This window comes from Salinihabitans flavidus, from assembly GCF_900110425.1.
Taxonomy (GTDB): Bacteria; Pseudomonadota; Alphaproteobacteria; order Rhodobacterales; family Rhodobacteraceae; genus Salinihabitans; species Salinihabitans flavidus.
Genome location: NZ_FODS01000020.1, coordinates 39,824 through 65,227, shown reverse-complemented (window position 1 = coordinate 65,227; position 25,404 = coordinate 39,824). Strand labels below are relative to the sequence as shown.

Sequence of the window (25,404 nt, the reverse complement as noted above, 5' to 3'; positions counted from 1 at the left end):
AAAAAACCGCTTGCGGGTTTGGGTGAGTAACCTTAGAACCCCCTTCACCGGCGGCGCAGAGGCGCGGTTGGGGCGGCTGGGCCGCGGTGCTGCAAGGCGGCGCGGACCTGGTTGAGGACTTTAGAGGCAGGTGATACGGGTTGCGCCGTTTGATTTGGGGCGCTTCCGGTTGATTTTGTCTCTGCGCTTTTTGACATTGATGTATGACTGAAGAGATATGTGGGCGGTTTGGTTCATTTCGATGGACGGACGTTTGCATATCGGGTCTCTAGGGGTTTTGCCCCGATGATGAGATTGAACAGCTTCACTGTTTGACGGACTTCGTTTCTTTTGGAGACGATGTGCATCAGACAGAAGAGTGCACCGGGTTTAGCCACTCGGTGCGATGTGCAGAGGTTCGAACGTCATGGATACGCCCGCGAGGGCGTTTCAACTTGAGAGTTTGATCCTGGCTCAGAACGAACGCTGGCGGCAGGCTTAACACATGCAAGTCGAGCGAAGTCTTCGGACTTAGCGGCGGACGGGTGAGTAACGCGTGGGAACGTACCCTTTTCTGCGGAATAGCCACTGGAAACGGTGAGTAATACCGCATACGCCCTTCGGGGGAAAGATTTATCGGAGAAGGATCGGCCCGCGTTAGATTAGGTAGTTGGTGGGGTAATGGCCTACCAAGCCTACGATCTATAGCTGGTTTTAGAGGATGATCAGCCACACTGGGACTGAGACACGGCCCAGACTCCTACGGGAGGCAGCAGTGGGGAATCTTAGACAATGGGCGCAAGCCTGATCTAGCCATGCCGCGTGAGTGATGAAGGTCTTAGGATCGTAAAGCTCTTTCGCCTGTGAAGATAATGACGGTAGCAGGTAAAGAAACCCCGGCTAACTCCGTGCCAGCAGCCGCGGTAATACGGAGGGGGTTAGCGTTGTTCGGAATTACTGGGCGTAAAGCGCACGTAGGCGGATTGGAAAGTTGGGGGTGAAATCCCGGGGCTCAACCCCGGAACTGCCTCCAAAACTCCCAGTCTTGAGTTCGAGAGAGGTGAGTGGAATTCCGAGTGTAGAGGTGAAATTCGTAGATATTCGGAGGAACACCAGTGGCGAAGGCGGCTCACTGGCTCGATACTGACGCTGAGGTGCGAAAGTGTGGGGAGCAAACAGGATTAGATACCCTGGTAGTCCACACCGTAAACGATGAATGCCAGTCGTCGGGTTGCATGCAATTCGGTGACACACCTAACGGATTAAGCATTCCGCCTGGGGAGTACGGTCGCAAGATTAAAACTCAAAGGAATTGACGGGGGCCCGCACAAGCGGTGGAGCATGTGGTTTAATTCGAAGCAACGCGCAGAACCTTACCAACCCTTGACATCCTCGGACCGCCGGAGAGATCCGGTTTTCTCGTAAGAGACCGAGTGACAGGTGCTGCATGGCTGTCGTCAGCTCGTGTCGTGAGATGTTCGGTTAAGTCCGGCAACGAGCGCAACCCACATCCTTAGTTGCCAGCAGTTCGGCTGGGCACTCTAGGGAAACTGCCCGTGATAAGCGGGAGGAAGGTGTGGATGACGTCAAGTCCTCATGGCCCTTACGGGTTGGGCTACACACGTGCTACAATGGCAGTGACAATGGGTTAATCCCCAAAAACTGTCTCAGTTCGGATTGTCGTCTGCAACTCGACGGCATGAAGTCGGAATCGCTAGTAATCGTGGAACAGCATGCCACGGTGAATACGTTCCCGGGCCTTGTACACACCGCCCGTCACACCATGGGAGTTGGTTCTACCCGACGGCCGTGCGCTAACCTCTTCGGAGGGGGCAGCGGACCACGGTAGGATCAGCGACTGGGGTGAAGTCGTAACAAGGTAGCCGTAGGGGAACCTGCGGCTGGATCACCTCCTTTCTAAGGATGATCGTAGCTGGATGGCTTGCCATTCACGTCGATCACTTAGCAAAGATCAACAAACAAAGTTGGTCAAACTCAGGACCAGGCCGTCCTCATATCTCTTCAGTATCAGACATGCGGGCTACCGCCCGTTACTATGGGTCGGTAGCTCAGGTGGTTAGAGCGCACGCCTGATAAGCGTGAGGTCGGAGGTTCAAGTCCTCCTCGACCCACCATGACTTCCCGCGAGGGAGCCAGTGGGGGCCTTAGCTCAGCTGGGAGAGCGCCTGATTTGCATTCAGGAGGTCACCGGTTCGATCCCGGTAGGCTCCACCAACCCCACGATTCGACCGCCAAGCGCTTTCGAGTGTTTGGCCGTCCAATCGGACGGATTTAACATCGTGAAGAGAGAAACATTACGACACTGTCGGTCGTCACGAGTGGGTGACGATCTCTGCCGGTGCCCTTCGGGGCCGGTGGCGCGCAACATGCATTCCTTGGGTGTTGTCGTCATATCCTGGCCGAAACAGGCAGTGTTGTCCAAGTCAAGTACACTAACCCGAGCAGCCGCAAGGTTGCTCATTGTCCGCTTCACCGACATGAAGCGGGCGGGAAAAGTATGACTTTTGGTTCGGAAACAGGATCTTGATGCTGACCAGCTGCAAGATCACGACAGGCATGAGTTTGTGTCTGTCTCTTTCTGGATCAAATCAAGCGCGAAAAGGGCGTTTGGTGGATGCCTAGGCAGTAAGAGGCGATGAAGGACGTGATACTCTGCGATAAGCTTGGGGGAGCCGAGAATAGGCTTTGATCCCAGGATCTCCGAATGGGGCAACCCACCTGACAGTTTGTTATAATAGCCCTCGGGCTGCTTATAACGGGCTGAAACAGGTACTTGAGACCTGAATACATAGGGTTTTAAGAGCGAACCCGGGGAACTGAAACATCTAAGTACCCGGAGGAAAGGAAATCAATTGATACTCCCTCAGTAGCGGCGAGCGAACGGGGACCAGCCGAGCCTTGAGAGTGAGAAGAACATGCTGGAAAGCATGGCCATAGCGGGTGACAGCCCCGTATTCGAAGCTCAATGGGACGCATTAAGTAGGGCGGGACACGTGAAATCCTGTCTGAAGATCGGGGGACCACCCTCGAAGGCTAAGTACTCCTTACTGACCGATAGCGAACCAGTACCGTGAGGGAAAGGTGAAAAGCACCCCGACGAGGGGAGTGAAACAGTACCTGAAACCGGACGCCTACAATCAGTCGGAGGGGCCTTGAGCCCTGACGGCGTACCTTTTGTATAATGGGTCATCGACTTGGTCTCACGAGCAAGCTTAAGCCGTTAGGTGTAGGCGCAGCGAAAGCGAGTCTTAATAGGGCGCATGAGTTCGTGGGATCAGACCCGAAACCGAGTGATCTAGGCATGACCAGGATGAAGGCAAGGTAACACTTGCTGGAGGTCCGAACCCACACCTGTTGAAAAAGGTCGGGATGAGTTGTGCCTAGGGGTGAAAGGCCAATCAAACTCGGAGATAGCTGGTTCTCTGCGAAATCTATTTAGGTAGAGCGTCATCCGAATACCCCCGGGGGTAGAGCACTGGATGGGTAATGGGGCCCCACAGGCTTACTGATCCTAACCAAACTCCGAATACCGGGGAGTACTGGGTGGCAGACAGACTGCGAATGCTAACGTCCGTAGTCGAGAGGGAAACAACCCTGACCTACAGCTAAGGCCCCCAATTCATGGCTAAGTGGGAAAGCAGGTGGGACGACCAAAACAACCAGGAGGTTGGCTTAGAAGCAGCCATCCTTTAAAGATAGCGTAACAGCTCACTGGTCTAAACAAGTTGTCCTGCGGCGAAGATGTAACGGGGCTCAAGCCATGAGCCGAAGCTTAGGATGCACATAGTGCATGGTAGCAGAGCGTGGTGTGACATAGCTCCATGCCTCTTTTGCGGACGGTGGGATCAAACCCACCCTACGTAATGGAGGCACGGGAGCTTTCTGTGAAGCCGGGGCGTGAGCCATCCGGTGGAGAGATCACCAGTGAGAATGATGACATGAGTAGCGACAAAGAGTGTGAGAGACACTCTCGCCGAAAGTCCAAGGGTTCCTGCTTAAAGCTAATCTGAGCAGGGTAAGCCGGCCCCTAAGTCGAGGCAGAAATGCGTAGACGATGGGAACGGGGTTAATATTCCCCGGCCAGGAGGATGTGACGGATCGCGGATGTTGTTCGCCCTTATCGGATTGGGCGGGCCGCTGAGCGGTTCCTGGAAATAGCCCTCCATCAGACCGTACCCTAAACCGACACAGGTGGACTGGTAGAGAATACCAAGGCGCTTGAGAGAACGATGTTGAAGGAACTCGGCAAAATACCTCCGTAAGTTCGCGAGAAGGAGGCCCGGTTTGCACGCAAGTGTTGGCCGGGGGCACAAACCAGGGGGTGGCGACTGTTTACTAAAAACACAGGGCTCTGCGAAGTCGCAAGACGACGTATAGGGTCTGACGCCTGCCCGGTGCCTGAAGGTTAAAAGGAGGGGTGAGAGCTCCGAATTGAAGCCCAGGTAAACGGCGGCCGTAACTATAACGGTCCTAAGGTAGCGAAATTCCTTGTCGGGTAAGTTCCGACCTGCACGAATGGCGTAACGACTTCCCCGCTGTCTCCAACATCGACTCAGCGAAATTGAATTGCCTGTCAAGATGCAGGCTTCCCGCGGTTAGACGGAAAGACCCCGTGCACCTTTACTACAGCTTCGCACTGGCATCAGGATTGTGATGTGCAGGATAGGTGGTAGGCTTTGAAACGGGAACGCTAGTTCCCGTGGAGCCTCCCTTGAGATACCACCCTTCGCACTCTTGATGTCTAACCGCGGTCCGTTATCCGGATCCGGGACCCTGCGTGGCGGGTAGTTTGACTGGGGCGGTCGCCTCCTAAAGCGTAACGGAGGCGCGCGAAGGTTGGCTCAGAGCGGTCGGAAATCGCTCGTTGAGTGCAATGGCAGAAGCCAGCCTGACTGCGAGACTGACAAGTCGAGCAGAGTCGAAAGACGGCCATAGTGATCCGGTGGTCCCGAGTGGAAGGGCCATCGCTCAACGGATAAAAGGTACGCCGGGGATAACAGGCTGATACTGCCCAAGAGTCCATATCGACGGCAGTGTTTGGCACCTCGATGTCGGCTCATCTCATCCTGGGGCTGGAGCAGGTCCCAAGGGTACGGCTGTTCGCCGTTTAAAGAGGTACGTGAGCTGGGTTTAGAACGTCGTGAGACAGTTCGGTCCCTATCTGCCGTGGGTGTAGGATACTTGAGAGGAGTTGCCCCTAGTACGAGAGGACCGGGGTGAACGATCCACTGGTGGACCTGTTGTGGCGCCAGCCGCAGTGCAGGGTAGCTATGATCGGAAAGGATAACCGCTGAAGGCATCTAAGCGGGAAGCCCCCCTCAAAACAAGGTATCCCTGAGGGCCGTGGTAGACCACCACGTCGATAGGCCGGAGATGTAAGCGCAGCAATGCGTTCAGTTGACCGGTACTAATGGCCCGATAGGCTTGATTTGATCCAGTAAAAGACAGACATACCGGATCCAGAAGCCATACATCAAAAGTGACTGACTTGGACAAAAATCAACGGGGGCTTTCCTCGGTTTGGTGGTCATAGCACGAGCAAAACACCCGGTCCCATTCCGAACCCGGTCGTTAAGTGCCGTAGCGCCGATGGTACTGCGTCTCAAGACGTGGGAGAGTAGGTCGCCGCCAAACCTAGAAAAGCCCCCCGTTTCTCTCTTCACAAAACACCCTGACGCGGGGTGGAGCAGCCCGGTAGCTCGTCAGGCTCATAACCTGAAGGTCGTAGGTTCAAATCCTACCCCCGCAACCAAATCTCTCAAATAAATCAAAACCTTAAAACCCGAGCGTTTCGCTTGTGTATGAACGCGACCCGTTCTGGTCAACGCCTGGTCAACATTTGATCAGCCCCCCAGGCGCACCGTCGAAGCTTCAACAGATTGGCCGGCCATTCGCTGCGCCCACGAAGTCCAGTGGCAAGCGAATTCACACATTGCGGAACTTTCCTTCCGGTCGACAGATTTGTTTGGTGACTGCTTGTGAACATTTCGATTTGCTCAATGCACCCGTGTAACGTCCAATTTTTTTAGCCTGGATTTCCGGAGTGGCCGGATGCGGAGGCCGCGCAAGGCGCGAGGTCGACCAGCGTTGACGCGCCCAACGATCCCGTCGATAGTTCGGATAGCTGTCAGAGATACGCCTACACGTCGAACGGAAGGACATGCTTGAATGACTATGAAACTAAAGGGCCTCGTGGCTCTTGGCGTCGCATTGACCGTGCAAGCCTCTTTCGCAGAAGAAGTCGAGCTCAGCGAAGACCTGACCATCCACTATGAGACTGCGGGCACGGGGGATACGACAATCCTGTTCGTCCCCGGCTGGGCGATGAGCACCGAGGTGTTCGAGAAGCAACTCGAGACATTCGAAGGTTCGACGGATTATACCTTTGTTACCTTCGACCCGCGTGGTCAGGGCGAAAGCTCCAAAACCGCTGGGGGTCATTTCTACCAACAGCACGGTCGCGATCTGAACGCCTTCATTGAGGCGCTGGAACTCGACACTATCGTACTGGGTGGCTGGTCTTTCGGCGGAAACGCGGTTCTGTCCTATGTCGATCAATTCGGGACCGAGCGCCTGAAAGGTTTCGTGATGATCGATGCCGCGCCGAAGTCGACCGGAGCGGATAACACGACCGAATGGGTCTGGTACAGCCATGATGACGCGGATGGCTTCGAAGCCTTCTTCACGATGGGACCGTTGCTGTATCGCGATGACATGATCGCGGGGTTCGCGGACTGGATGCTTGCCGACACGTCGGCGGAGAATATTGCATGGGCCAGTGCGATCGCTGAAAAAACCAACTCGACAACAATGGCCTTGTTGAATGCGGCCGGCACCTTCGACGATTACACCGAAGACCTGACCGCGATGGACGGGGAGATCCCGTTGCTCTACATCGTGCGAGAAGAGTGGGGGCCCGTCGTATCGGAATGGGCCGCCGCCAATACGCCAAACGCGATGGTTTCGGCAACGATGCCATCTCACCTCGGCTTCTGGGAAGACCCCGAGGGATTCAACGCCGAGCTAATGACGTTCCTCGAAGGCATCGACTAACGAGGATCGGCAGAACTGAAAAAATAGATGGTCACGAGGGCCTGGGCCGGACCTTGTCCGGTACCGCGTCGGGCCATTCGGCCGTCCAAAAGGGGCTTGGAACCGTCTTGCGGCGCTGCGCGCCGGGCCACCCATGACGCTGGCGCGCCTCAACGTAGCGGCCCGTAGCGAACCTTCGGCAAGATGGTCATCTCTGCGGCGTAGCTTACAAAGCGATCTTACGTAGCGCTGTGCAGCATTATCCGGCAGGCCTAGGCCCGCTATGCGTTGCGAAGCTATCGGTCGGAGGAGCGCGGCAGGAGAGTCGCTACGCACAGGTTCGTGGCTTGCGCAATGTCGAGGGGTCTCGAGACGTGATGGAATAGCCATTTCACATGCGCGGTGGAGGCAGCTAACCTTCTCAGGAGCTTCAGGCAAGCAGCTGAAGAGAACCAGATGAGCGCGCGCCGAAAGCGCATTTGATTTAGACGATGCATAGCTGTTCCGAATGCGGCGTCAGATCGCTCCGAGGTAATATCCAATGGCCTCCTCCAATTCCGTCTCCTCATAGCCAAAATGGGAGCGTACAACCTCTTCAAGCTTTCGGTACGTAGTGGCGGCCTGAACGAAGTTCGCCTCTTCTGGATCTTCCGCCAGCGCGTCTGCGGCTCGACCGAGGCGGATGATCAACTCATGGACCACCTCGTGCTCTGACAGCAGCTTGGCCACGACCTCTCGGAACATGCCTCCGCCCGCCGACTCGATCCGGGGGAACATATCGGCGCCTTCAATGTCGTGGTGAAACTTGAGAACCTGGCACTCGCGCCCGCAAAGGGATCCGAACGCCCGGAAATTCTCGGCCATATCGAGTGAAAGTACGATCTGTCTCAGGTTCTCGGGCGGAGTGTCCTTCGCTTCGATCCGCGCCAACACTGCACCGATCTGGGCCATCTCCATCAGATAGTGACGGTGGATTGCCGCCAACTGTCGACCTTGGCGGCGGTGCATGTCTGTTGCCGCCGGAACCTTCGGCGCTTTGGGCCGCGAGGTCTCGTCGATGGTGAGGTCATCCAGCGATTGGGTTGAGAGGTCAGTCATGCTTGGTAAGAATGCCTCTGCTTTCGCCAAGTCAAGAATTCGACCTGGCGCGTTAGGCAGTCGCCTCAAAGTTGCGAGCTATCTCGGCCCAACCTGCCATTAAGCTTGATGCTCGACACCGCGGAGCAGCGCGCTCATACCGGTCATTAGCAGCGCCGTCAAGTTTTGGCACATCTGAATTCACGCAAGTCGGACCTTCCCGCCTATCGCCGCAGATGCATGGCTCCGAACAAGGAGGCGATATGGCGAGTGTTGAGCCATTCCGCTCATTCGGGGACCACGTATTCCTCGCCTCGAAGCTGCACCACGGCCCGCGACGGTGAATGACCTCGGCCATAAATACCCATGTCTTTCATGAGCCTCGCAGCCGTGCAGGAGGTGACGTCGACCCCCTCCCGGCGCACTGATGCCAGACCTTCCGCACGCCGTAGACGCTCCAGTAATCTTCGAACACCCGGCGGATCTCGGGCCGCAGCGCCTCATCCCGGCTCGCAAGATCCGACAGCCGAGCCGGATCGGCGCGCTCCTGTGTTCCTCCCGATGATCGTCGATGGACCTGACCATCACTTCGACCGGTGGTCGAGCTCCGCCATCGAAAAGTATGCGCTGCCTTGCGAAGAACTCGTTCGCTTGGCGCAGCTTACGGTTCTCGCGCTCCAGCGCCTTCACCTTCTCACCCAGTTCGGTCGGGAGGCCCGTACGCTGGCCTCTGTCGATCTCGGCCTACTTGACCCAATCGTTCAGGGTCTAAGGCAGGCAGCCAATCGTCACCGTGATCGACATCACCGCTTGCCAACGAGACGCACGCTGAACCTCGTCGTCGAAAACTAGTCGCACTTCATGACCATATGACTGGGCAACTCGTCCCCAATGGTGAGATGTCGCACAGGCCTCCATCGCAACAATGCAATGCGCCCGCTCTCCCAAAAGCTGATAAAGACGTGGCCGTGATACCAATTTGTTGAGAATAACTGTGCCGTCTGCCCTGTCGCCGAAAACCTGAAGACTGCCCTTGGCAAGATCAATCGCCAATATGCTAATCTCTGACATGGATGCCGCCCTCGCGTTGGTTCCTACGAAACCGTTGTGGCACATTCGATGCCGTCGAGTGGGGGCACACACCGCATCAGTTCAATGGATCCTGAGGGCCAGATGTACGGTCGCGCCAACATCGATCTGCTCAGGACGCAGCTCGTTGCAGCGTTCTGATTAAAGGAGTTCGCCCAAACTGCACTAAGAATTGATTCAGGGTAAATCTTGCATGCCGTTCCACACCCGGGCCGAGCGCCCCGCTCAGAGCAGGCTCAGAATTCCGACGAAAAGCACGGCGATGAACACCGTTTCGGCTAGGATCAGAATGATCGCCTGGTGACCGACGTCGAGCATCGAGCGCAGCGCGGTCTTCATCCCGACTGCGGCCATTGCCGTCAGAAGAAGCCATTTCGACGCCTCGCCCATCCACACTGCGGCCTGCGCAGGGAGGTACCCGGCCGAGTTCACTGCCGCGATGGCAACGAAACCGATCAAGAAGAATGGTACGAGTGGGCCGCGCTTTCCAGTTCCCTCGACCGCGCCGCTGCCGCGTTTGACCACCAGGGTCAGGGCGACCACCACCGGGGCAAGCATGGCTACGCGTATCAGCTTGACCAGCGTTGCCGTGTCGCCGGTCGGATCCGAGACCGTATAGCCCGCGCCGACAACCTGCGCCACGTCGTGAATTGTGCCGCCCAGGAAAACACCGGATGCCTGCGGGCCAAGTTCCATCCAGCCCGTTAGAAGCGGGTAGAGCACCATCGCGATCGTGCTGAGCACCGTCACGCCGAGCACGGTAAAAACGAGATCGCGCTCGGACCGTTCGCTGCGGGGCAGGACCGAGGCCAGCGCCATGGCCGCCGATGCGCCGCAGATCGCCACCGAACCACCGGTAAGCAGCCCGAACCGCCATCCGCGGCCTAGTAGGCGCGAGGCAAGAACACCGAAAACGATGGTGGCCAGAACGCCAAGCACGATCAACCCTATGATCGGAGGCCCCAGCGTGGCCAGAGCCTCTAGGCTGATCCTCGCCCCAAGCAGCGCCACACCCAGCCGTAGAAGGGTCCGCGCCGTGAAGGCAATACCCTCGACACAGCGACCGTCCTCGGAGAGAAAGGCAAAGCTCATCCCCAGAAGCAGAGCCATGAGCATGGCTGGCGCGCCATATTGATCCGCGAGGAATCGTGCGGCCAGCGCGACCACGGCCGCAACAAGAATCCCGGGCAAGAGACTGCGGGCCATCGCGGGCAGGGCGCTCAACATAATCATGGGCCGGGTCAGGCCGATCGCGCGATTAACGCGCCGACATGTAGGTCGGGATGCCCTACGATCAGTTCGTTTGCCGTCAGACGTTTGACGAAATGTCCCACGTGACATTCCGATGTCATTCCGATCGCCCCGTGCATCTGTACTGCTTCTTCGGCGATGCGCCGCGCCGACCAGCAGGTCTGGACCCAGGCCTTTCGGGCCAATGGCGCGGCTTCCGGGGCGCAGGCATCGGTGGCCATCGCGGCCGCCAGCATCAGCGAGCGTGCCTCGTCCAGCGCCACGTGCATGTCGGCGAATCGGTGCTGAAGCGCCTGGAAACGCCCGATGGGGCGGCCGAACTGCTCGCGGGTTTCCAGATACGCGCCGGTCATGTCCACAAGGCGTCGCATGGCCCCGCAAGACTCGGCCGCAAACGCGATCTGCAACGCGGATTGAAGGTACGCGGGGCACTGCGGCGCCGCGGCCACTATGTCGCCTTGCTGCAGAATGACTGTGTCCAGCATGAGCCGGGACAGGTCCCGCCCATCAGGGCTGGAGATCGGGGACAGCGTCACCCCCTCGGCATCAGCGGGTACCGCGAAAAGCGCACAATCATCGGTTTCGGTCCGCGCGCTGACCAGGAAATATGCCGCGTTGCTGCAAGCCAGTGCAGGGGCCTTGTGGCCATCCAGTTGATAGCTGTCGCCGCTGCGTTTCGCCTTTGCCGCGGGCCGCGTTAGATCATGGCGCCGGGCCGGCTCGATCAGCGCTGCGCCAAGGCGTTTCGTGCCGGCGATGGCGGCTTCGAGTAGGGCGGTATGGGCGGGAGACCCCGAAAGCGCGCTGCCTGCAAGTATCGCGTGGCCAATATAGCCGTCGACAAGCCCCGCGTGACCCATCGCCTCGCCCAGGATCACGGCGCCGACCATGCCCAGACCGGACCCGCCCGCCGATTCCGGCAGGTGGCATCCGAACCACCCCATCTCGGCCAGTTCGCTCCAGCGGTGATCTCCAGGCGCGCAAGTGTAGGCGAATTTCCCTGCCATCTCGGCCAGCAAAGCCTCGTCCTCGTTCAGTTCGAAATCCATGATGCTCCCCCCTCAGAGATCAAGTAGCGAGCGTGCGAGAATGGTGCGCTGAATCTCGTTCGATCCGCCCCAGATACTTAGCTTGCGTAGGTTGAGATACTCCGCGAGCGCCGCGCCCTGTTCGCCGGCTTCCGAACCATTCAGCCACTCCTGGTCGAGCGTCAGAGCATCGGCCCCGGCTATCTCCAACGCCAGGCGGGACAAGGCCTGCGTGATCTCGGTGCCGCGCAGCTTGAGCTTGGCAGCGTCGGTGCCGATATCGCGCCCGACATTGAGAGCGCTCAGGATTCGCAATTCCATCAGTTCGAGCGCGGTCAGTTCGACATCAAGCGTCGCCAGACGCATGGCAACCCTGTCACATTCGACGGCCAGCGGATGCGGTGCCGATCTGGCCTGCGCGACCAGCCCTGTCAATTGCCGGCGCGAGCGAGCCGCGTTCGACATGTTCAGGCGCTCGTGCGACAGCAGGAACTTGGCATAGGTCCAGCCATGGTTCTCGTCGCCCACCCGATTTTCCATTGGCACGCGCACATTGTCGAGAAAGACTTCGTTCAGTTCCTTATCGCCGTCCATCATTGGGATTTGCCGGACGGTGACGCCGGGACTTTTCATGTCGATGAGCAGGAAGGTGATGCCCGTCTGTTTTTTGGCATCCGGGTCCGTTCGCACAAGACAGAACATCCAGTCGGCCCATTGCGCATAGGTGGTCCAGACCTTTTGCCCGGTGACCACATAATGATCGCCTTCGCGCCGGGCCAATGTCCGCAGCGATGCCAGGTCCGACCCCGCGCCCGGTTCGGAAAAACCCTGGCACCACCAGTCCCGGCTTTCCCTGATGCCGGGCAGAAAACGCCGCTTCTGCTTTTCGCTGCCAAAGGTATAGATGACGGGACCCACCATTCCGATCCCGAACTGCTTGAGCCGCGGGGTAGGCAGGGCACTGTACTCCTGCTCGAAAAGGTAACGCTGCGTGGGCGTGAAGCCGGGGCCACCCTGCTCTGCGGGCCAGCCGACCGTCAGCCAATTGCGCGTGGCGAGGATCTTTTCCCAGCGCTGGAAATCAGCCTTGTCCAGCCGCTGACCGGCCTCGGTCTTGCGTGCGATATCCTCGGGCAGGTTCGTTGTCAGAAATCCGCGGACATCGTCGCGAAATGTCGTGTCGGAACGGGAAAAGGCGTACCTCATGCCGGGTCCTCATCCACTTTGCATCTGGACAATCGCGCGATCCGGTCCGGGTCCATGCGTGGTAGATTACCCAGCACTGCCTCGGTATCCGCACCCCGTGCTGGCGCCCGCGTCGGTATTCCGCGTGGCCAGCCGGCGAAGTGCACCGGCTGTTCGGGCGCGCGTAACCCGCCGAAGACATCATGTGCCAGCGGGCGAAACACGCCGCGTGCGCCGCAATGGGCGCTTTCCGCGGCCACGGCCAGATCCCAGATCGGTGAACTTGGTACCTTGGCGGCCAGCAGCGCCTCCACAACCTCTTCAACCGTTCGCTCGGCCGCCCAGCCCTCTAGCCCGGCGGCAAGCACCGCACGATTGGCCGTGCGGCTCTGTACGCTCGCAAACCGCGGGTCTGTGACCCATTCGGGCCGTCCGATTGCACCGCACAGGCGCGCGAACAGCGAATTGTTGGCCGCCGCGACAATGAATTGGCCGTCCTTCGCGGTATAGGCGCCAAAAGGTTCGGTCAACGGATGCCGGTTTCCGGACCTCCCGGGGGCCTCGCCCAGCCCTTGATAGCGAGCCAGTGCCGTTGGCATCATTGTCAGCAGCGAATCCAGCATCGCGACATCCAGATATTGACCTTCGCCGCTGCGTTCGCGGTGGAAGAGGGCGATTGCAATGCCGAAGGCGGCGAACATACCCGCGCTGACATCCGCGATCGCGTCGCCAACCAGCATGGGCGGACCGTCGACGGCGCCGGTGATGCTCATCATCCCGCTCATCGCCTGGGCGATCACGTCGTAGCTGGGCCGCTTCGACAGCGGGCCCTCCTGTCCGAAGCCGGAGATGGAGCAATAGATCAGGTCTGGCTTCACTTGGCGCAGATCGTCATAAGAGATTCCCAGCCGCGCCGCAACACCGGGGCGGAAATTCTCGATCACCGCATCCGCCGTCGCGGCCAGCCGTCGCGCGGCGTCTAGCCCCTCGGGAGTCTTCAGGTCCAGGCAAACGCTCTTCTTGCCGCGATTGAGCAGCGCGAAATTTACGCTCTCGCCCTCGCGTATCACGCCCATTTGCCGTTGATCGTCACCCTGCGGCGGCTCGACCTTGATGACCTCGGCGCCCAAATCGCCCAGAAGTGCAGAGCAGTAGGGGCCTGCCAGCACCCGTGAGAAGTCCACGATGCGGATACCCTCCAGAAGGCCGCGTCCGCAATTTGTTTCGCTGGGTGTGTCCATGGGCGGCTCCTGATTAGAAAGAAACAACTTGTATATATATGTATAAACGTTAGGCTGACTACGTCAACAGGGACGGGTCCTGCCGCGACGAAATGCGGCCTTGGCCGGTCCAAAAAGCAGCAAAGGACCTAGGCGATGTCGGAAATCTGGATCGACTATCTGAACTTCCCCGATGTGGAGGCACTCAACCTCACAAACCAGGAAATCCTGGATGCGGTGGAAACCTGCCTGTCGGCGCAGGGGCGCGGCGAAACGGTGATCGAGCCGCGCGTGCATCTGGTTCCCGAAAGCTCGGACAAAGGACATTTCAACGTGCTGCGCGGCTATGTGAAGCCCTTAGGCGTGGCGGGCTTTAAGATCGTTGGAGATTTCGTCGACAACTACAAGCAGGGGCTGCCCTCGGAACTGGCGGTACTCAACCTCTTCGACCCCGAAACCGGCGTGCCCAAAGCCATCATCGACGCGACCGCCATAACTGAGATGCGTACCGGCGCGGTGACCGCGATCGGCGCGAAATACTTGGCGCGCAAGGACAGCAAGGTGCTGGGCCATGTGGGAACGCGCGGCACCTCCTACTGGAACATCCGCCTGATGGATCATCTTTTCGATTTCGAGGAGATCCGCGTCCATTCTCGCCGCCCCGAAAGCCGCGAGGCCTTCGGCGCGCGGTTGGAGCAGGACCTGGGCAAGAAGGTCATCGTCACCGACAACTGGCAGGATTGCCTCGAGGGGGCCGACATCATGGTCGAGGCCACGCGCCTGCCCGAGCCACAACCCATGTTCAAGACGGAATGGATCAAGAACGGCGCGTATGTGGTGCCCTACGGCACCATGAGCGCGCTGGAATTCGACATCACCGACATCATGGATAAGATCCTCGTCGATGACTGGGGCCAGTGCGGGCCGGGCCGCCCCTACGGTGCGTTGCGCCGCCATGTCGATGAGGGCAAGCTGACCCAAGAGACGCTTTATGCCGAGATGGGCGAGGTCGTAGCGGGCAAGAAACCAGGCCGCGAAAGCGATGATGAAACTATCCTGTTCTGGCATCGTGGCCTTTCCAGTACCGACGTGGCGCTTGGCGCGGCGATGGTGGAAAAGGCCGCGAAACTGGGTATCGGCCAGAAGCTACGGTTCAAGTAACGAAGGGAGCCGCCGATGGCGCAGGATTACGCATTCAATCTCAACGGCTGGCGGCGCGAGATCACCACCAGCTCACCCCAGGCGCAGACATGGTTCGACCGGGGCCTGTCCTGGACCTATGGCTACAACCACGAGGAGGCGGTCTTCTGCTTTCGCGAGGCGTTACGCCACGACCCCGGCTGCGCCATGGCCTGGTGGGGCATCGCCTATGCCAGCGGCCCATTCTACAACCGTCCCTGGATCCGCTTCACTCGGGCCGAGATCGACCAGACTCTGCCGCTCTGTCACGAGGCGGCGGCGCAGGCCGTGGCCCTGTCCGAAGGAGCCAGCCCAGCGGAACACGCGCTGATCCGCGCGATCATCCTACGCTATCCGCAGGCCGAGCCCGCGCCGCTGGGCGACCTGATGCAATGGCATGACGCCTTCACCGACGCGATGCGCGCGGCCCATGCCCGCTTCCCCGGCGATCTCGACATCACGGCACTCTTCGTCGAGGCCGCGGTGACGCGCACCCCGCGCAAGCTCTGGGACATCCGCACCGGCGCCCCCATGCCCGGCGCCGATATCGAGGAATGCTGCGAAGTGCTCGGACATGCGCTCGACCAGATGAAGGGGCAAGGGGGCGTGCCTCATCCCGGCGTGCTGCACATGTATCTTCACGCGCTCGAAATGTCGCCATTCCCCGAACGCGCGCTGCCAGCCGCCGACATGATGCAGGAACTGGCCCGCGACGAGGGGCATTTTCACCACATGCCCGCGCATATCTATGTGCAATGCGGCGACTATGCGCAGTCGGTCGCCGTCAGCAAGCGTGCGGTGGCGGTGGACGACCGCTATCTCGCCGTGCGGGGGGCTGCGAATTTCTACACCACCGCGCGCTGTCACGACCTGCACTTGCTGATGTTTTCGGCCATGATGCTGGGCCATTACGGCGAGGCGATCCACGCCGCGGACCGGATCTGCACCACCGCCACGCCCGAGTTGATCGGCGGCAGCTTCCCCTTCATGGCGGCGATCCTCGACGGCTATTCCGCCATGCGCACCCATGTGCAGGTGCGGTTCGGGAAATGGCGCGAACTGGTGGCCGAACCCGCCCCGGAAAACCCCGAACTGACCCCGATCCGCGTGGCCATGCATGCCTATGGCCAGGGCGTCGCCCATTCCGCGCTGGGCCATATCGCCGAGGCCGAAGAGGCGCAGCGCCGCCTCGCGCGGGCGATATCGGACATCCCCTCTGACGCGATCTTCCTCTCCAACCCTATCGTCGACATGCTCGCCGTGGGCGAGGCCATGCTCGAGGGCGAGCTGGAATACCGCAAGCGCAACTACGACGCGGCCTTCAAGTCGCTCCGTCTCGCCGCCGAGCGCGACGACAACCTCGCCTATACCGAGCCATGGGCCTGGATGCATCCGCCGCGCCACGCGCTGGGCGCGCTGCTGGCCGAACAGGGCCGGCTGGCCGAGGCCGAGGAAGTCTACCGCGCCGATCTGGGCCTCACGAACGAGGTTGCCCGCTGCACCCAGCACCCCGACAATGTCTGGGCGCTGAACGGCCTTCTGGAATGTCTCACCGCCCGCAGGGCCGAAGGCGAACGCGCGCTCGTCGCGCAAAAGCTCGAGATCGCGCAGGCCCGCACCGACATCCCGGTGACCGCCGCCTGCTGCTGCCGCGGCGGTCCCTGACCGCGCTCAGGCGGGGCGGTCGTAACCTGCCGCCCGCGCCTCGGCATCCCAGCGTTCCGTCAACGCGTAGCGCTCCGGGTCCGCCACCCTCTCGAACCCGCGAAGGCACAGATCGCGCAGCAAGTCCGCGCAGTGTGGATCGTGCTCGCTCTCCTCCAGCGCAATCCCCAGCGCCGCGACCGTCTCGGCGGGCACGTCGCGCGCGGCCACCAGAACCGGAACCGGCGCGCAATCCGTCCGCGCCACCACGCGCAGCTTCGCCGCGGTTTCCGACTCATGTCGCTCGAGCAGGTGAAAGAACAGGCTGTCCACCGGCCCTATATCCGCGCGCCCCTCCAGGACGGCGTTGACCGAGGCGCGCGGCGTCACCACCGGCCCCACGCTTTCGGCATAAAGCGGCTGGCCCTCCGTCGCGTGGCGCATCAGCAGTCTGCGCGGCGCGTTGAACCCCGAATGCGACCCCTCTTCGGTCCAGGCAATGCGCCCGCCGAACGTGTCCTCCAGCGTCTTGAGGCGCGACTCCGCCCGCACCACCATGACCGAGCAGTAATTCGGACCCTCGCAGAACGGCGAGTTCGGGACCGGCGCCGCCACGATCTGCGGCCGCGGGTCCGACCGCCGATAGGGCCAGCCGCACATGAACACGGCCCCCATGTCGGGCCGCCGCCACAACGCGTCCAGCCGGGCAGGGGCCGGATGGTCTATCACCTCCAGCGAGACATCGGCACGCCGCGAGGCCCGCTCTAGCAGCTCGCGCCACAACTCGGCCACGGTCGGCGTTACATTGTACATGCGGGTGCAGCCGATCAACATGGCATGGCCTTCACATTCTGGGGGCCGGTGAATCGACCGGTGAAGCGGAACGCCTCGCCCGGATGTATCAGTTGAACATACGTAATGATCTCGTTACCTATCCACGTGCGCCGTACCAGCCGAAGGCAGGGCGCATTCTTTTCGATCTCAAGCAATTGGCCAATTTCTTCTCCGGCGGACACCGCGTCGACCTTGTGCTCGACTTCGCTGAAAAGAACGTTCTTCTGCAGATAATCCGAGGGCGTGATTGTGGTGAAATCCTGCTCTAGGAAAAGGGGCGCGAATTTGGGCACAACTAGCCGGACCTCTATCTGGATTGGACGCCCGTCGCTCAGGTGCAGGACCTGAAGTTTGAAGATTTCGGTGCCCGTTTCAACCTCCAGCCGACCGGCCTCCTGCTTAGTTGCCGGTTCGCACTCGGCTTCAAGCAGGACGCTGGAATGCGTCTTGCCCTGTTCGACGACTTCCTGCGCTATGCTTCGAACCTCGAAGAGCGGTGCCAGAGGCTTGAACTCCGCCACGAAGGTTCCCAACCCCTGAACACGGCTCAGCCGACCTTCGACGGTCAGCTCGGATACCGCCCGGTTCACTGTCATCCGTGAGGCCGAGAAATGCTTGGCCAGTTCGGCTTCCGACGGAATCCGGTCACCGGGGGACAGGTCGCCGCTCGAAATACCTTCAAGAATGAAATCCTTGATCTGACGACTCAGCGGAATCTGAGAAATTCTTGTTGGTGTCTTCATTTCCGGCGTCGCCTCGGTCTTGTGCATCTTTGCTGTGCATGTGTTGTCATCTTACCAACCTTTTGACGAGTCCCAGTAATTTTTATTTGCATTGATTGTATATACCAGCATAGACTTGTCAATAATGTCGGACGGTGAATCGTCCGGATGAAGCGGAGGGGTGGCTTGCGTTTTGCCGATCTCCATCACGACAGGGAGTAAAAAATGTTCAAAAATTTCAAAAAAATCGCCGGAGCCATGGGCCTGGTTGCAGCCGTCGTCGGCGCGCCGGTCCTTGCACAGGAGACCACAACCCTTCGATTCGCGTCCGCGTTCTCGCCGATGAGCGCGAACAATCGCATCAGTGTTCCCGCCTTCATCGAGGCGGTCGAGAAAGCCTCCGAAGGTACGCTCAAGATCGAGCACTACCCGGGTGGCTCGCTTGGCAAGAGCCCTGTCCAACAGCTTTCGATGGTGGAAAACGGCATCACCGACATCGCCGAGGTGGTGACCGCATACACCCCCGGGCGCTTCCCCGAACTGTCTGTTTTTGAACTGCCCTTTCTCGCCGAATCGAATGTCGAGGCCGGACTCGCCGCATACAGCTTGTACGAGCAGGGTCTACTATCGGACTTCGACGACCTGATGCTGGTAGGGATCATAATGACCGGACCCTATGCGCTTTCCTCGACTGATCCGATCGCCGATCTCGATGATCTCTCCGGCAAGCGGCTGCGCGTCGCGGGTCCCATCCAGACTCAGATGGCCAGTTTACTAGGTGCGACACCGGTGGGTAACGTGCCCGCGCCGCAAATTGCCGAGAACATTTCGCGCGGGCTGCTGGACGGAGCCATGATGGCACCCGGAAATCTTTACAATTTCCGCATTGCCGATGCCGCCAAACACCACATGTGGGACCTGAAACTGGGGTCGGTGGCCGTGATCTTCCCAATGCGCCGCGATACTTATGAAAAGCTGCCGCCCAAGGCCAAGGCAGCCTTCGACACCTATTCCGGCGAATGGTTCACCCGCGTCCTGGGCGAGGGGCTGGACACGCAGCAGGAAGAGAGCAAGGCCAAGATCCGCGCCGACGAAGAACAGACGGTGTATGAATGGAGCGACGAACAGGTGGCCGAGGCGCGCGCGCTGCTTCAGCCGGTTGTCGACGAATGGGACAAGCCGAACCAGGATGGTGTGAACCTCTATGAAGAGGCCATCAAGGCGCTGGAAGCTGTCCGCGCGGCAAACTAAACTGATTGCCGACCCGTTCGGAACGCGTGCAAGGCGGCGACCGGAACCCGCCTTGCCTTTCTCATTCGATGGAGGGGCCGTAATGACTGCAAGCGCACTCATCTCCCGATGGCTCAGTCGTAGTGAGATCGCCGCGGCGATCGGACTTCTGGGCCTGCTGATCTTGTCGGTCGCCACGTTCGCGGATGTCATTATGCGCGGAATGTTCAGCAAACCGATTTACGGGCTGAGCGACCTGATCGAGATCATCACTCCGCCCGTCGTTGCGTCGTGTTTTCCCGTCGCGCTCGCGGCGCGTCAGAATATCACTATCCGTTTCCTCGGGCGCGGATTGCGGACACGAGCGGGCCAGGCGGTTGAATTGTTTGGGCAGGGTGTTACCCTGATCGTCATCCTCGGGATCGTCTGGCGGGTCGGCGATTATTCATGGAACATTTTCGACAACGCCCAGGTGACTTGGCTTCTTCAGATTCCCGCGTGGCCCTCCTGGTTCCTGACGACGCTGCTTTTGGCGGCCTGTATTCCCATCCAGTGTTTCGTGGTACTCGAAACGGTTGTGAACCTGAAGCAGGCAAACCCGCTGCTGTCGGAACTTCCCGAGCCTGAAGACGATCCCGAACACGGCAATTAGGAAAACTTTCATGGATCCGATATTTGTTGGAATGCTCGGTTTCGCGGGCATGCTCGTTCTGATCGCGCTGCATGTACCGATCGGAATCGCCATGGCGATTGCCGGGGTTATCGGGTTCGCCATACTTACCGGCAATCCCAGTGCTGCCATTGCCATGTTCGGCACCGAAACCGCCGGTGCGATTTCCAGCCCCGAGTTGGTTATCATTCCGATGTTCCTGCTTATGGGGGCCTTTGCCGGCACCTCGGGACTCGCGGGGGATCTCTACCGGCTGTCCAACGCGCTTATCGGCCATCGCAAGGGCGGGCTGGCCGTGGCGACCGTGTTGGGCTGTGGAGGCTTCGGCGCGGCCTGCGGCTCGTCCATTGCCACCACCGCGACCATGGCGCGCATAGCCTTGCCCGAGATGGAAAGCCGCAAATACGCGCAAAGCCTGGGCACCGGAAGCATCGCGGCGGGTGGTACGCTGGGATCCCTGATTCCACCGTCCTCGATCATGCTGATATATGCCTTCCTGACCGAGCAATTCGTGGTCGATCTCTTCATAGCCGGCATCCTGCCGGGGCTGCTGACTATCGGGATCTATATTTTGGCGATCTACTTGGTCGTGCGTCGCAACCCTGCGCTCGCCCCGGCCGGATCGCGGGCAGGCTGGGGTGAGACGGCGCGCGTCGCCGTTTCAACTTGGGGTATCATTCTGGTCATCGCGATCATGACCGTCGGTCTATACGGGGGTATCTTCACCGTGACCGAAGCTGCTGCCGCCGGAGTTCTCGTCACGATGCTCTTTGCTTTCGCGCGCGGTAAGCTCGACCTCGCCAGCCTACGCCGCACGGTGGCCGAAACGGCCTATAGCGTCGGAATGCTCTATACCATCCTGATTGGCGCGCATATCTTCTCGAATTTCATCACACTGACCCATCTGCCCTCGGCACTGGTGAACGGCATCATCTCGCTGGACCTGGCGCCGCTGGCCGTAATCCTGATGTTGGCCGTGATGTATATCGCCCTCGGCGCGATATTCGATTCGATCGCGGCGATGGTGATCACGCTACCCTTTGTATTTCCGCTGGTGACCGTCGGGCTAGGCTATGATCCGATCTGGTGGGGCATCGTGATGATTGTGGTGATTGAGATCGGCATGATCACACCGCCCATCGGTATCAATGTCTTTGTCATGCACGGGGTTCGGCGCGATATTCCCCTGCGCACGATATTCCGTGGCATCATGCCCTTCCTGGGCGCTGACATCGTGCGGTTGCTGCTGATCATCCTGTTCCCGGCCATCGCTATCTGGCTTCCACAGACGATGTGACCCGGTCGATCTTCGAGCCGTCTCGCAATGTGAATCAGGCCATCGCACGAACCACCGCATGCGCGATTTTCGGCAAATCCGGAAAAATCTTGAAATACTGTTGGCACATCTGAAGCGGATCTTTAGCCTAAACTCCGATTACGTGGACGATGTGGCGCATGCGACGGATTACATCTCGCAGCCACCGCCCAGAACGTCTGGGAGCTAGCAAAGTTTATCCCCGCGCCTCAAACCGCTCGGCCAGCGTGATCGAGAGGGCGTACGCACAGTGACGAGACCGCATCATCGCGGCTGGCAGGTTGAGTTTTCAACAGAATGAGTCCCGTGGGCGAAGCCGCTCGGCGGCATTGGCGCATTTGGCAGATGGCGTGCGACACCCGTAGCGGCGCACATCTTGTGATCTTCCTGACTTGTCTGGCGATTGGGGCCTTCTCAATCATCAGACAGGAGGTTCCCATGACAGAAAAGAGAGCAACCCCGCTGCCTCAGCGGATGATAGGAGATATGCGCATCCGTGGAATGGGCGACAGAGCACAGAAGTTCCACATCCGGGCGGTCAGGGATTTCGCCGTTTTTCTGAGAAGATCGCCGGACTCGGCCACGCCGGAGGATTTGCGCAGCTATCAGCTTCATATGAAGGACACCGGAGTCACGCTATCGACCTTCGGCAGGCGTACGTAGGGGCGCACGTATACCGGCGACATCAATCTAGGTTCATGCCTCACTTCCAGGCAGACACGCTCAATGTGATGTGCGCCGTTGCAGGCTCCATCGCCACAATGCAAAGTGGTAGATCGTTCAGGAAAACTAGCAGCCGGTGCTGCTGGATGCGCTTCCGAAATACGGTCGCCCGAATTTCGTCGAATCCTGCAAGGCTACAAACCGTCTTGCCCAAATCTAATGCCTAAAACCTTGATGTTCATCGGATGCTTCTCTTTTCCGCCAATTCCGCCACCATAGCAGCGGGCCAGTGGGATAGCAGTTCATCCCATTAGCTCACTCCCACACTTCAGCACCTGCGCGCGCAAGACGGCGTAATCCGCCAGCCACCCTACTATCACGGCCCCCTCCGGCAACACCGCCACCTCGTCCGCCACGCGCGCCTGCTCGGCCCGGCTGTACTCCACCACCGGCGGACAACTTCCGGGCGGGGCATCAGAACCGACCTCCGCGCAACCACTCAACAAGATCATCACGACTACGAGGCCGCCGCGCCGCGGCCTCCAGCATCTGTCGTTGAACGGCATTGGTGCGCTCCAGCATGTCGAGCCGTTCGGCGGCGCGCCCAGCGCGCTCGCCGCCCCGGCGGAGGTTGAACAGAAACAGAAAAACGGCGAGCGCGCCGAGCCCCACGAACACCGCCCGCCGCACCCACGGCCGGGCAACTGCCCCGATCAGCAGGGTGGTCCACATCACCGCAGCCCCCTGCGCCAGTCGTCTATCCGCGCCCAAACCGCGACGCAGATCCCCGCGAGAGCGAGCGCGATGAACACCCATCTCAGGGTATCGAGATACGGCACCAGCGGCAAAACCGCACTCTGCGCCTCGGCGAGGACGCCCTGCGCAACCTCGACCCCGCCCACGCCGACAGTCGCCACCCCGGCCGCTCCGGTGCCCCTGAGCGTACGGCTTTGCGCCAGCACCTCACGCGCGGGCGGCGCCTCGCGTGCAAACGGCACCGCCCGGTCCGGAAAGCGTTCGCCCCAGGACCGCTCCGGCCCCAGATCGACGTGCATGAAGTTCGAGCGCGGATAAAATCCAAAGCCGAGGAACCCGACCTCGCGCGCCGCCGCCTCGAAGGCGACCGGGTCATGGTTTGCCATGGAGATATCGAAGGCCGTGCCATCCATGTGCTTCGAGGCCTTCGGTCCGCCCACGGCGCGGTTGTGGTCCGGACTGCGATAGGCCGAGCGCACGATCAGCGGCTTGTCCAACCGGTCTCGCAGCGCCTGCAGCCTGTCCATCGCCTCGGGGTGCAGTTTGAACTGGCCGGTGCCGCGACAGGCAATCTCGGCCGGGCTGAAGTCGGGCCAGCGCCAGACGCGCTCGGGCACATTGCGGTAGTGGCGGAAGGTTCGAACAGGACCAGACATCGGGGTCTCCTTCAAATAACAAAACCCGCAACAAGCGCTACGGGTTGATGGTTCGAGTCGGGGGTGATCTGCGCCGGCAGGCTGTCGCGAAGGCCGGTTTTTGCAGTTTGTCTCCGCTCAGCTGGAGTCTGCCGTGATCTCCGGCGTGATTTCCCGTATGAACACGCGCCCCCCGTGCGGCCCGGGCAGGCCCACATCCTCGGCGCCGGGCAGCTGTGCGGCCCAATCCTCCAGCCTGCTGGTGGCAAACCCATGCGCGAGAGTGTGGGTGAACGCCCGATTGCTGCGCCGGGCATGCGCGTTGAGTGCCAGAGTATGGCCTTGTCCCCAGTAGTCGGGATGCAGATAGACAAAGTGGGAACAGCCGATCCTGGCAAGATCGAGCCCACGGCGGATCAGTGCCACCTTGATGGGCATCCATTCGGCGCCCTGAATGAAGTGATGGCAGGCCGTGAGGCAAACACAGCCGGCCAGCGTATCGCCATCCCACGCCAGAGCCGCCGTGTCCCCGCGCCGCGCGAACGCACGCAAGTCGTTGATGGCATCGATCGGCGCCAGGCTGCGGACTGCGCGTACGTTCGCCACAATATCGGCGATGGCATCAAACTTCGGGGCGGCGGTGATCAGTTGGATGCGTTCATATTGCATGGGGTCAGACCTCGATACTCTGGGCAAGCTGGAAGAGCGCGTCGATGTCGATGGCTGTCAACGCGGTGCCATCGGGCCATGTCAGATTGGGCGCCAGGGCATTGATGAGCGGGCTGGTGCGGCGGAACTCGACGGCGTCCGCCCAGGCCAGGCGCGTCACGGCATCCATGCCCACCAGGAGCGTCTCGACCTGGTCGAGAAGGCCCATTTGAAGAAGCGCCGCCTTCGCCTGGAAGCGCGAGACAACGGGTACTGGAACGACCGGGCCATCGCCCTCGGAAGGCACATAGGGGGCGATCGGGCCATACGCGCCGGACAGGACCGTGTCGTAGCCGGGGCTGACACCCTGCTCGAGCACCAACGTGGTATCGGCGTCCGGATCGATTGCGATGAGGCTGTTGTCATCGCTGAGAAAGCGCGGGTTATGCAACGTTGCCCTCCAGTCGTGCGTAGGTTCCGGGCAGCAGGGTCTCGCCCCCGGTCTTGAAGCGCACGTTGCGCAGGTAGACGTAGTGGTAGGTCGTGCTTTTCCCGCCGGTGGTCGAGCCTCCACCGCGGTATTGCACGTCGAGCCGGTCTCCCGGCTGAACCGCGATGTCTGCTGTCTTGACCACGAAGCTGGTCGACGCCGGCGCCCAGCTTGCAACGCTCAGCGCCGATCCGTTCCGGGTCCGAAGAATGCGTACGTCCCCGGAATTGCCGGTATGAGAGCAACGGATATCCACGCTGATCCGGATCGTTCCGAACTGGATGAAGTCAAACCGGTGGCGGGAGCTGAAGACAGGATCGTATTTGCTCACTGCGCCATCGATCCGGCTGCGGATTGCCGTTCCTGCCGACAGGCCCGGCAGCCCTCCGGCCGCGGCCAGCGCGGCGATAGCCTGCGCGGTGCGTTGCGGCGTCATGAGCTTGCCGGTTGCGGTGCCGGCCTCCGCCTCCGCCTGCGTAGCGATTTTTGCCGAGAGGGTACGGTTCGCGGCCAGGGTCCCTCCGCCGGTGAGCCCGGTGCCGGCGGAGATCGTCCGGGCGGTGCCCGCAAACTCGACGACCGACTGTGCGCCGTTGTCGCGCTTGGCAAAGAGCCGGCCGTCATGGGTGTTGAGCGCCAGCTCGCCAAGATCGAGCTGCGTGGTCGTGGGAACCTTTCCGGCTACGGCAGAGCGTTTGATCCTTATTGCCATATGGCGATCCTTTCAGTGTCTCAT

General features: G+C 60.3%; 20 protein-coding genes, 3 tRNA genes, 3 rRNA genes and 1 other annotated feature. Of the genes, 13 read left to right on the top strand and 13 right to left on the bottom strand.

The annotated features are described in order from the left end of the window. Positions 1-430 precede the first annotated feature (430 nt). The 7 genes from BMW66_RS15030 to BMW66_RS15000 all read left to right on the top strand — a co-directional run bounded on the left by BMW66_RS15030 (position 431) and on the right by BMW66_RS15000 (position 7,053). A 16S ribosomal RNA gene (locus tag BMW66_RS15030) occupies positions 431-1,896 on the top strand. A 141-nt stretch (positions 1,897-2,037) separates the two neighbouring features. Further along, positions 2,038-2,114: transfer RNA gene (locus tag BMW66_RS15025), tRNA-Ile, on the top strand. A 24-nt stretch (positions 2,115-2,138) separates the two neighbouring features. Next, positions 2,139-2,214, top strand: a tRNA-Ala gene (locus BMW66_RS15020). Between the two features lie 372 nt (positions 2,215-2,586). Next, a 23S ribosomal RNA gene (locus tag BMW66_RS15015) occupies positions 2,587-5,432 on the top strand. 87 nt (positions 5,433-5,519) lie between these two features. Next, positions 5,520-5,634 (top strand): 5S ribosomal RNA (rrf, locus tag BMW66_RS15010). The 16S, 23S and 5S rRNA genes sit together here with 3 tRNA genes alongside, the layout of an rRNA operon. 41 nt (positions 5,635-5,675) lie before the next feature. Further along, a tRNA-Met gene (locus BMW66_RS15005) sits at positions 5,676-5,752 on the top strand. 422 nt (positions 5,753-6,174) lie between these two features. Beyond that, positions 6,175-7,053 (top strand): alpha/beta fold hydrolase, encoded by an 879-nt coding sequence (locus BMW66_RS15000; protein WP_093119688.1) that lies wholly within the window; start codon positions 6,175-6,177, stop codon positions 7,051-7,053. Between the two features lie 495 nt (positions 7,054-7,548). Here BMW66_RS15000 and BMW66_RS14995 read toward each other — a convergent pair whose 3' ends face one another. The 6 genes from BMW66_RS14995 to BMW66_RS14970 form a co-directional block, all read right to left on the bottom strand. After that, complete coding sequence (locus tag BMW66_RS14995; protein WP_093119686.1) at positions 7,549-8,130, bottom strand: hemerythrin domain-containing protein; 582 nt, start codon at positions 8,128-8,130, stop codon at positions 7,549-7,551. A gap of 490 nt (positions 8,131-8,620) precedes the next feature. Then, positions 8,621-8,736 (bottom strand) — a sequence feature (AL1L pseudoknot). 141 nt (positions 8,737-8,877) lie between these two features. Next, positions 8,878-9,180 carry a transposase gene (locus tag BMW66_RS14990; RefSeq protein ID WP_175483267.1) on the bottom strand — a complete coding sequence of 101 codons (303 nt, stop codon included), beginning with the start codon at positions 9,178-9,180 and terminating at the stop codon, positions 8,878-8,880. A gap of 243 nt (positions 9,181-9,423) precedes the next feature. Next, positions 9,424-10,431, bottom strand: coding sequence for a YeiH family protein (locus BMW66_RS14985; protein ID WP_093119685.1), 1,008 nt, complete (start codon positions 10,429-10,431; stop codon positions 9,424-9,426). Positions 10,432-10,439: 8 nt separating this feature from the next. Continuing rightward, on the bottom strand, positions 10,440-11,498 hold the full coding sequence (locus BMW66_RS14980) for an acyl-CoA dehydrogenase family protein (RefSeq protein WP_093119683.1): 1,059 nt from the start codon (positions 11,496-11,498) through the stop codon (positions 10,440-10,442). 12 nt (positions 11,499-11,510) lie between these two features. Then, positions 11,511-12,683: an acyl-CoA dehydrogenase family protein gene (locus tag BMW66_RS14975; protein ID WP_093119682.1), complete on the bottom strand. Its 1,173-nt coding sequence runs from the start codon at positions 12,681-12,683 to the stop codon at positions 11,511-11,513. After that, a complete protein-coding gene (locus BMW66_RS14970; RefSeq protein ID WP_093119680.1) occupies positions 12,680-13,903 on the bottom strand; it encodes a CaiB/BaiF CoA transferase family protein in 1,224 nt (407 codons plus the stop codon). Before BMW66_RS14970 ends, BMW66_RS14975 begins: the two co-directional genes overlap by 4 nt. A gap of 135 nt (positions 13,904-14,038) precedes the next feature. Between BMW66_RS14970 and BMW66_RS14965 the strand changes: the two genes are divergently transcribed. Then, the gene (locus BMW66_RS14965; protein ID WP_093119679.1) at positions 14,039-15,043 is read left to right on the top strand and encodes an ornithine cyclodeaminase family protein; all 1,005 of its coding nucleotides are present in this window, start codon (positions 14,039-14,041) and stop codon (positions 15,041-15,043) included. A gap of 15 nt (positions 15,044-15,058) precedes the next feature. Further along, positions 15,059-16,726: a hypothetical protein gene (locus BMW66_RS14960; RefSeq protein WP_093119678.1), complete on the top strand. Its 1,668-nt coding sequence runs from the start codon at positions 15,059-15,061 to the stop codon at positions 16,724-16,726. A gap of 6 nt (positions 16,727-16,732) precedes the next feature. Here BMW66_RS14960 and BMW66_RS14955 read toward each other — a convergent pair whose 3' ends face one another. Both BMW66_RS14955 and hutC read right to left on the bottom strand, forming a co-directional pair. Then, on the bottom strand, positions 16,733-17,539 hold the full coding sequence (locus tag BMW66_RS14955; protein ID WP_093119676.1) for a phosphate/phosphite/phosphonate ABC transporter substrate-binding protein: 807 nt from the start codon (positions 17,537-17,539) through the stop codon (positions 16,733-16,735). Then, positions 17,533-18,309, bottom strand: coding sequence for a histidine utilization transcriptional repressor HutC (gene hutC, locus BMW66_RS14950; protein WP_093119675.1), 777 nt, complete (start codon positions 18,307-18,309; stop codon positions 17,533-17,535). Before hutC ends, BMW66_RS14955 begins: the two co-directional genes overlap by 7 nt. A 177-nt stretch (positions 18,310-18,486) precedes the next feature. On the opposite strand from hutC, the gene BMW66_RS14945 reads away from it, so the two are divergent. From BMW66_RS14945 to BMW66_RS14930, 4 genes are all read left to right on the top strand, one after another. Then, complete coding sequence (locus tag BMW66_RS14945) at positions 18,487-19,512, top strand: TRAP transporter substrate-binding protein (protein WP_093119673.1); 1,026 nt, start codon at positions 18,487-18,489, stop codon at positions 19,510-19,512. Next, a complete protein-coding gene (locus BMW66_RS14940; protein WP_093119672.1) occupies positions 19,466-20,143 on the top strand; it encodes a TRAP transporter small permease in 678 nt (225 codons plus the stop codon). The genes BMW66_RS14945 and BMW66_RS14940 overlap by 47 nt, the downstream gene beginning before the upstream one ends. 10 nt (positions 20,144-20,153) lie before the next feature. Continuing rightward, complete coding sequence (locus BMW66_RS14935) at positions 20,154-21,458, top strand: TRAP transporter large permease (RefSeq protein ID WP_093119671.1); 1,305 nt, start codon at positions 20,154-20,156, stop codon at positions 21,456-21,458. Positions 21,459-21,914: 456 nt separating this feature from the next. Further along, the gene (locus BMW66_RS14930) at positions 21,915-22,139 is read left to right on the top strand and encodes a phage integrase N-terminal SAM-like domain-containing protein (protein WP_093119695.1); all 225 of its coding nucleotides are present in this window, start codon (positions 21,915-21,917) and stop codon (positions 22,137-22,139) included. 474 nt (positions 22,140-22,613) lie between these two features. On the opposite strand, the gene BMW66_RS14925 is transcribed toward BMW66_RS14930, so the two are convergent. The 5 genes from BMW66_RS14925 to BMW66_RS14905 all read right to left on the bottom strand — a co-directional run bounded on the left by BMW66_RS14925 (position 22,614) and on the right by BMW66_RS14905 (position 25,380). Continuing rightward, positions 22,614-22,871, bottom strand: a complete 258-nt coding sequence (locus tag BMW66_RS14925) for a hypothetical protein (protein WP_093119669.1) — start codon at positions 22,869-22,871, stop codon at positions 22,614-22,616. Then, positions 22,871-23,551, bottom strand: coding sequence for a YcbK family protein (locus BMW66_RS14920; RefSeq protein ID WP_093119668.1), 681 nt, complete (start codon positions 23,549-23,551; stop codon positions 22,871-22,873). The genes BMW66_RS14925 and BMW66_RS14920 overlap by 1 nt, the downstream gene beginning before the upstream one ends. A 117-nt stretch (positions 23,552-23,668) precedes the next feature. Beyond that, positions 23,669-24,199, bottom strand: a complete 531-nt coding sequence (locus BMW66_RS14915; RefSeq protein ID WP_093119667.1) for a hypothetical protein — start codon at positions 24,197-24,199, stop codon at positions 23,669-23,671. Positions 24,200-24,203: 4 nt separating this feature from the next. Next, positions 24,204-24,629 carry a hypothetical protein gene (locus BMW66_RS14910; RefSeq protein ID WP_093119665.1) on the bottom strand — a complete coding sequence of 142 codons (426 nt, stop codon included), beginning with the start codon at positions 24,627-24,629 and terminating at the stop codon, positions 24,204-24,206. Beyond that, the gene (locus BMW66_RS14905; RefSeq protein ID WP_093119664.1) at positions 24,622-25,380 is read right to left on the bottom strand and encodes a hypothetical protein; all 759 of its coding nucleotides are present in this window, start codon (positions 25,378-25,380) and stop codon (positions 24,622-24,624) included. Before BMW66_RS14905 ends, BMW66_RS14910 begins: the two co-directional genes overlap by 8 nt. Positions 25,381-25,404: the final 24 nt, after the last annotated feature.

Coding starts and splice junctions, on each gene's coding strand:
- BMW66_RS14960 (WP_093119678.1), top strand. CDS start 15,059: ATGGCGCAGGATTACGCATTCAATCTCAACGGCTGGCGGCGCGAGATC.
- BMW66_RS14965 (WP_093119679.1), top strand. CDS start 14,039: ATGTCGGAAATCTGGATCGACTATCTGAACTTCCCCGATGTGGAGGCA.
- BMW66_RS14975 (WP_093119682.1), bottom strand. CDS start 12,683: ATGAGGTACGCCTTTTCCCGTTCCGACACGACATTTCGCGACGATGTC.
- BMW66_RS14990 (WP_175483267.1), bottom strand. CDS start 9,180: ATGTCAGAGATTAGCATATTGGCGATTGATCTTGCCAAGGGCAGTCTT.
- BMW66_RS14980 (WP_093119683.1), bottom strand. CDS start 11,498: ATGGATTTCGAACTGAACGAGGACGAGGCTTTGCTGGCCGAGATGGCA.
- BMW66_RS14995 (WP_093119686.1), bottom strand. CDS start 8,130: ATGACTGACCTCTCAACCCAATCGCTGGATGACCTCACCATCGACGAG.
- BMW66_RS14920 (WP_093119668.1), bottom strand. CDS start 23,551: ATGTCTGGTCCTGTTCGAACCTTCCGCCACTACCGCAATGTGCCCGAG.
- BMW66_RS14905 (WP_093119664.1), bottom strand. CDS start 25,380: ATGGCAATAAGGATCAAACGCTCTGCCGTAGCCGGAAAGGTTCCCACG.
- BMW66_RS14985 (WP_093119685.1), bottom strand. CDS start 10,431: ATGATTATGTTGAGCGCCCTGCCCGCGATGGCCCGCAGTCTCTTGCCC.
- BMW66_RS14940 (WP_093119672.1), top strand. CDS start 19,466: ATGAAGAGGCCATCAAGGCGCTGGAAGCTGTCCGCGCGGCAAACTAAA.
- BMW66_RS14925 (WP_093119669.1), bottom strand. CDS start 22,871: ATGTGGACCACCCTGCTGATCGGGGCAGTTGCCCGGCCGTGGGTGCGG.
- hutC (WP_093119675.1), bottom strand. CDS start 18,309: ATGCACAAGACCGAGGCGACGCCGGAAATGAAGACACCAACAAGAATT.
- BMW66_RS14930 (WP_093119695.1), top strand. CDS start 21,915: ATGACAGAAAAGAGAGCAACCCCGCTGCCTCAGCGGATGATAGGAGAT.
- BMW66_RS14915 (WP_093119667.1), bottom strand. CDS start 24,199: ATGCAATATGAACGCATCCAACTGATCACCGCCGCCCCGAAGTTTGAT.
- BMW66_RS14970 (WP_093119680.1), bottom strand. CDS start 13,903: ATGGACACACCCAGCGAAACAAATTGCGGACGCGGCCTTCTGGAGGGT.
- BMW66_RS14955 (WP_093119676.1), bottom strand. CDS start 17,539: ATGTTGATCGGCTGCACCCGCATGTACAATGTAACGCCGACCGTGGCC.
- BMW66_RS14935 (WP_093119671.1), top strand. CDS start 20,154: ATGGATCCGATATTTGTTGGAATGCTCGGTTTCGCGGGCATGCTCGTT.
- BMW66_RS14945 (WP_093119673.1), top strand. CDS start 18,487: ATGTTCAAAAATTTCAAAAAAATCGCCGGAGCCATGGGCCTGGTTGCA.
- BMW66_RS15000 (WP_093119688.1), top strand. CDS start 6,175: ATGAAACTAAAGGGCCTCGTGGCTCTTGGCGTCGCATTGACCGTGCAA.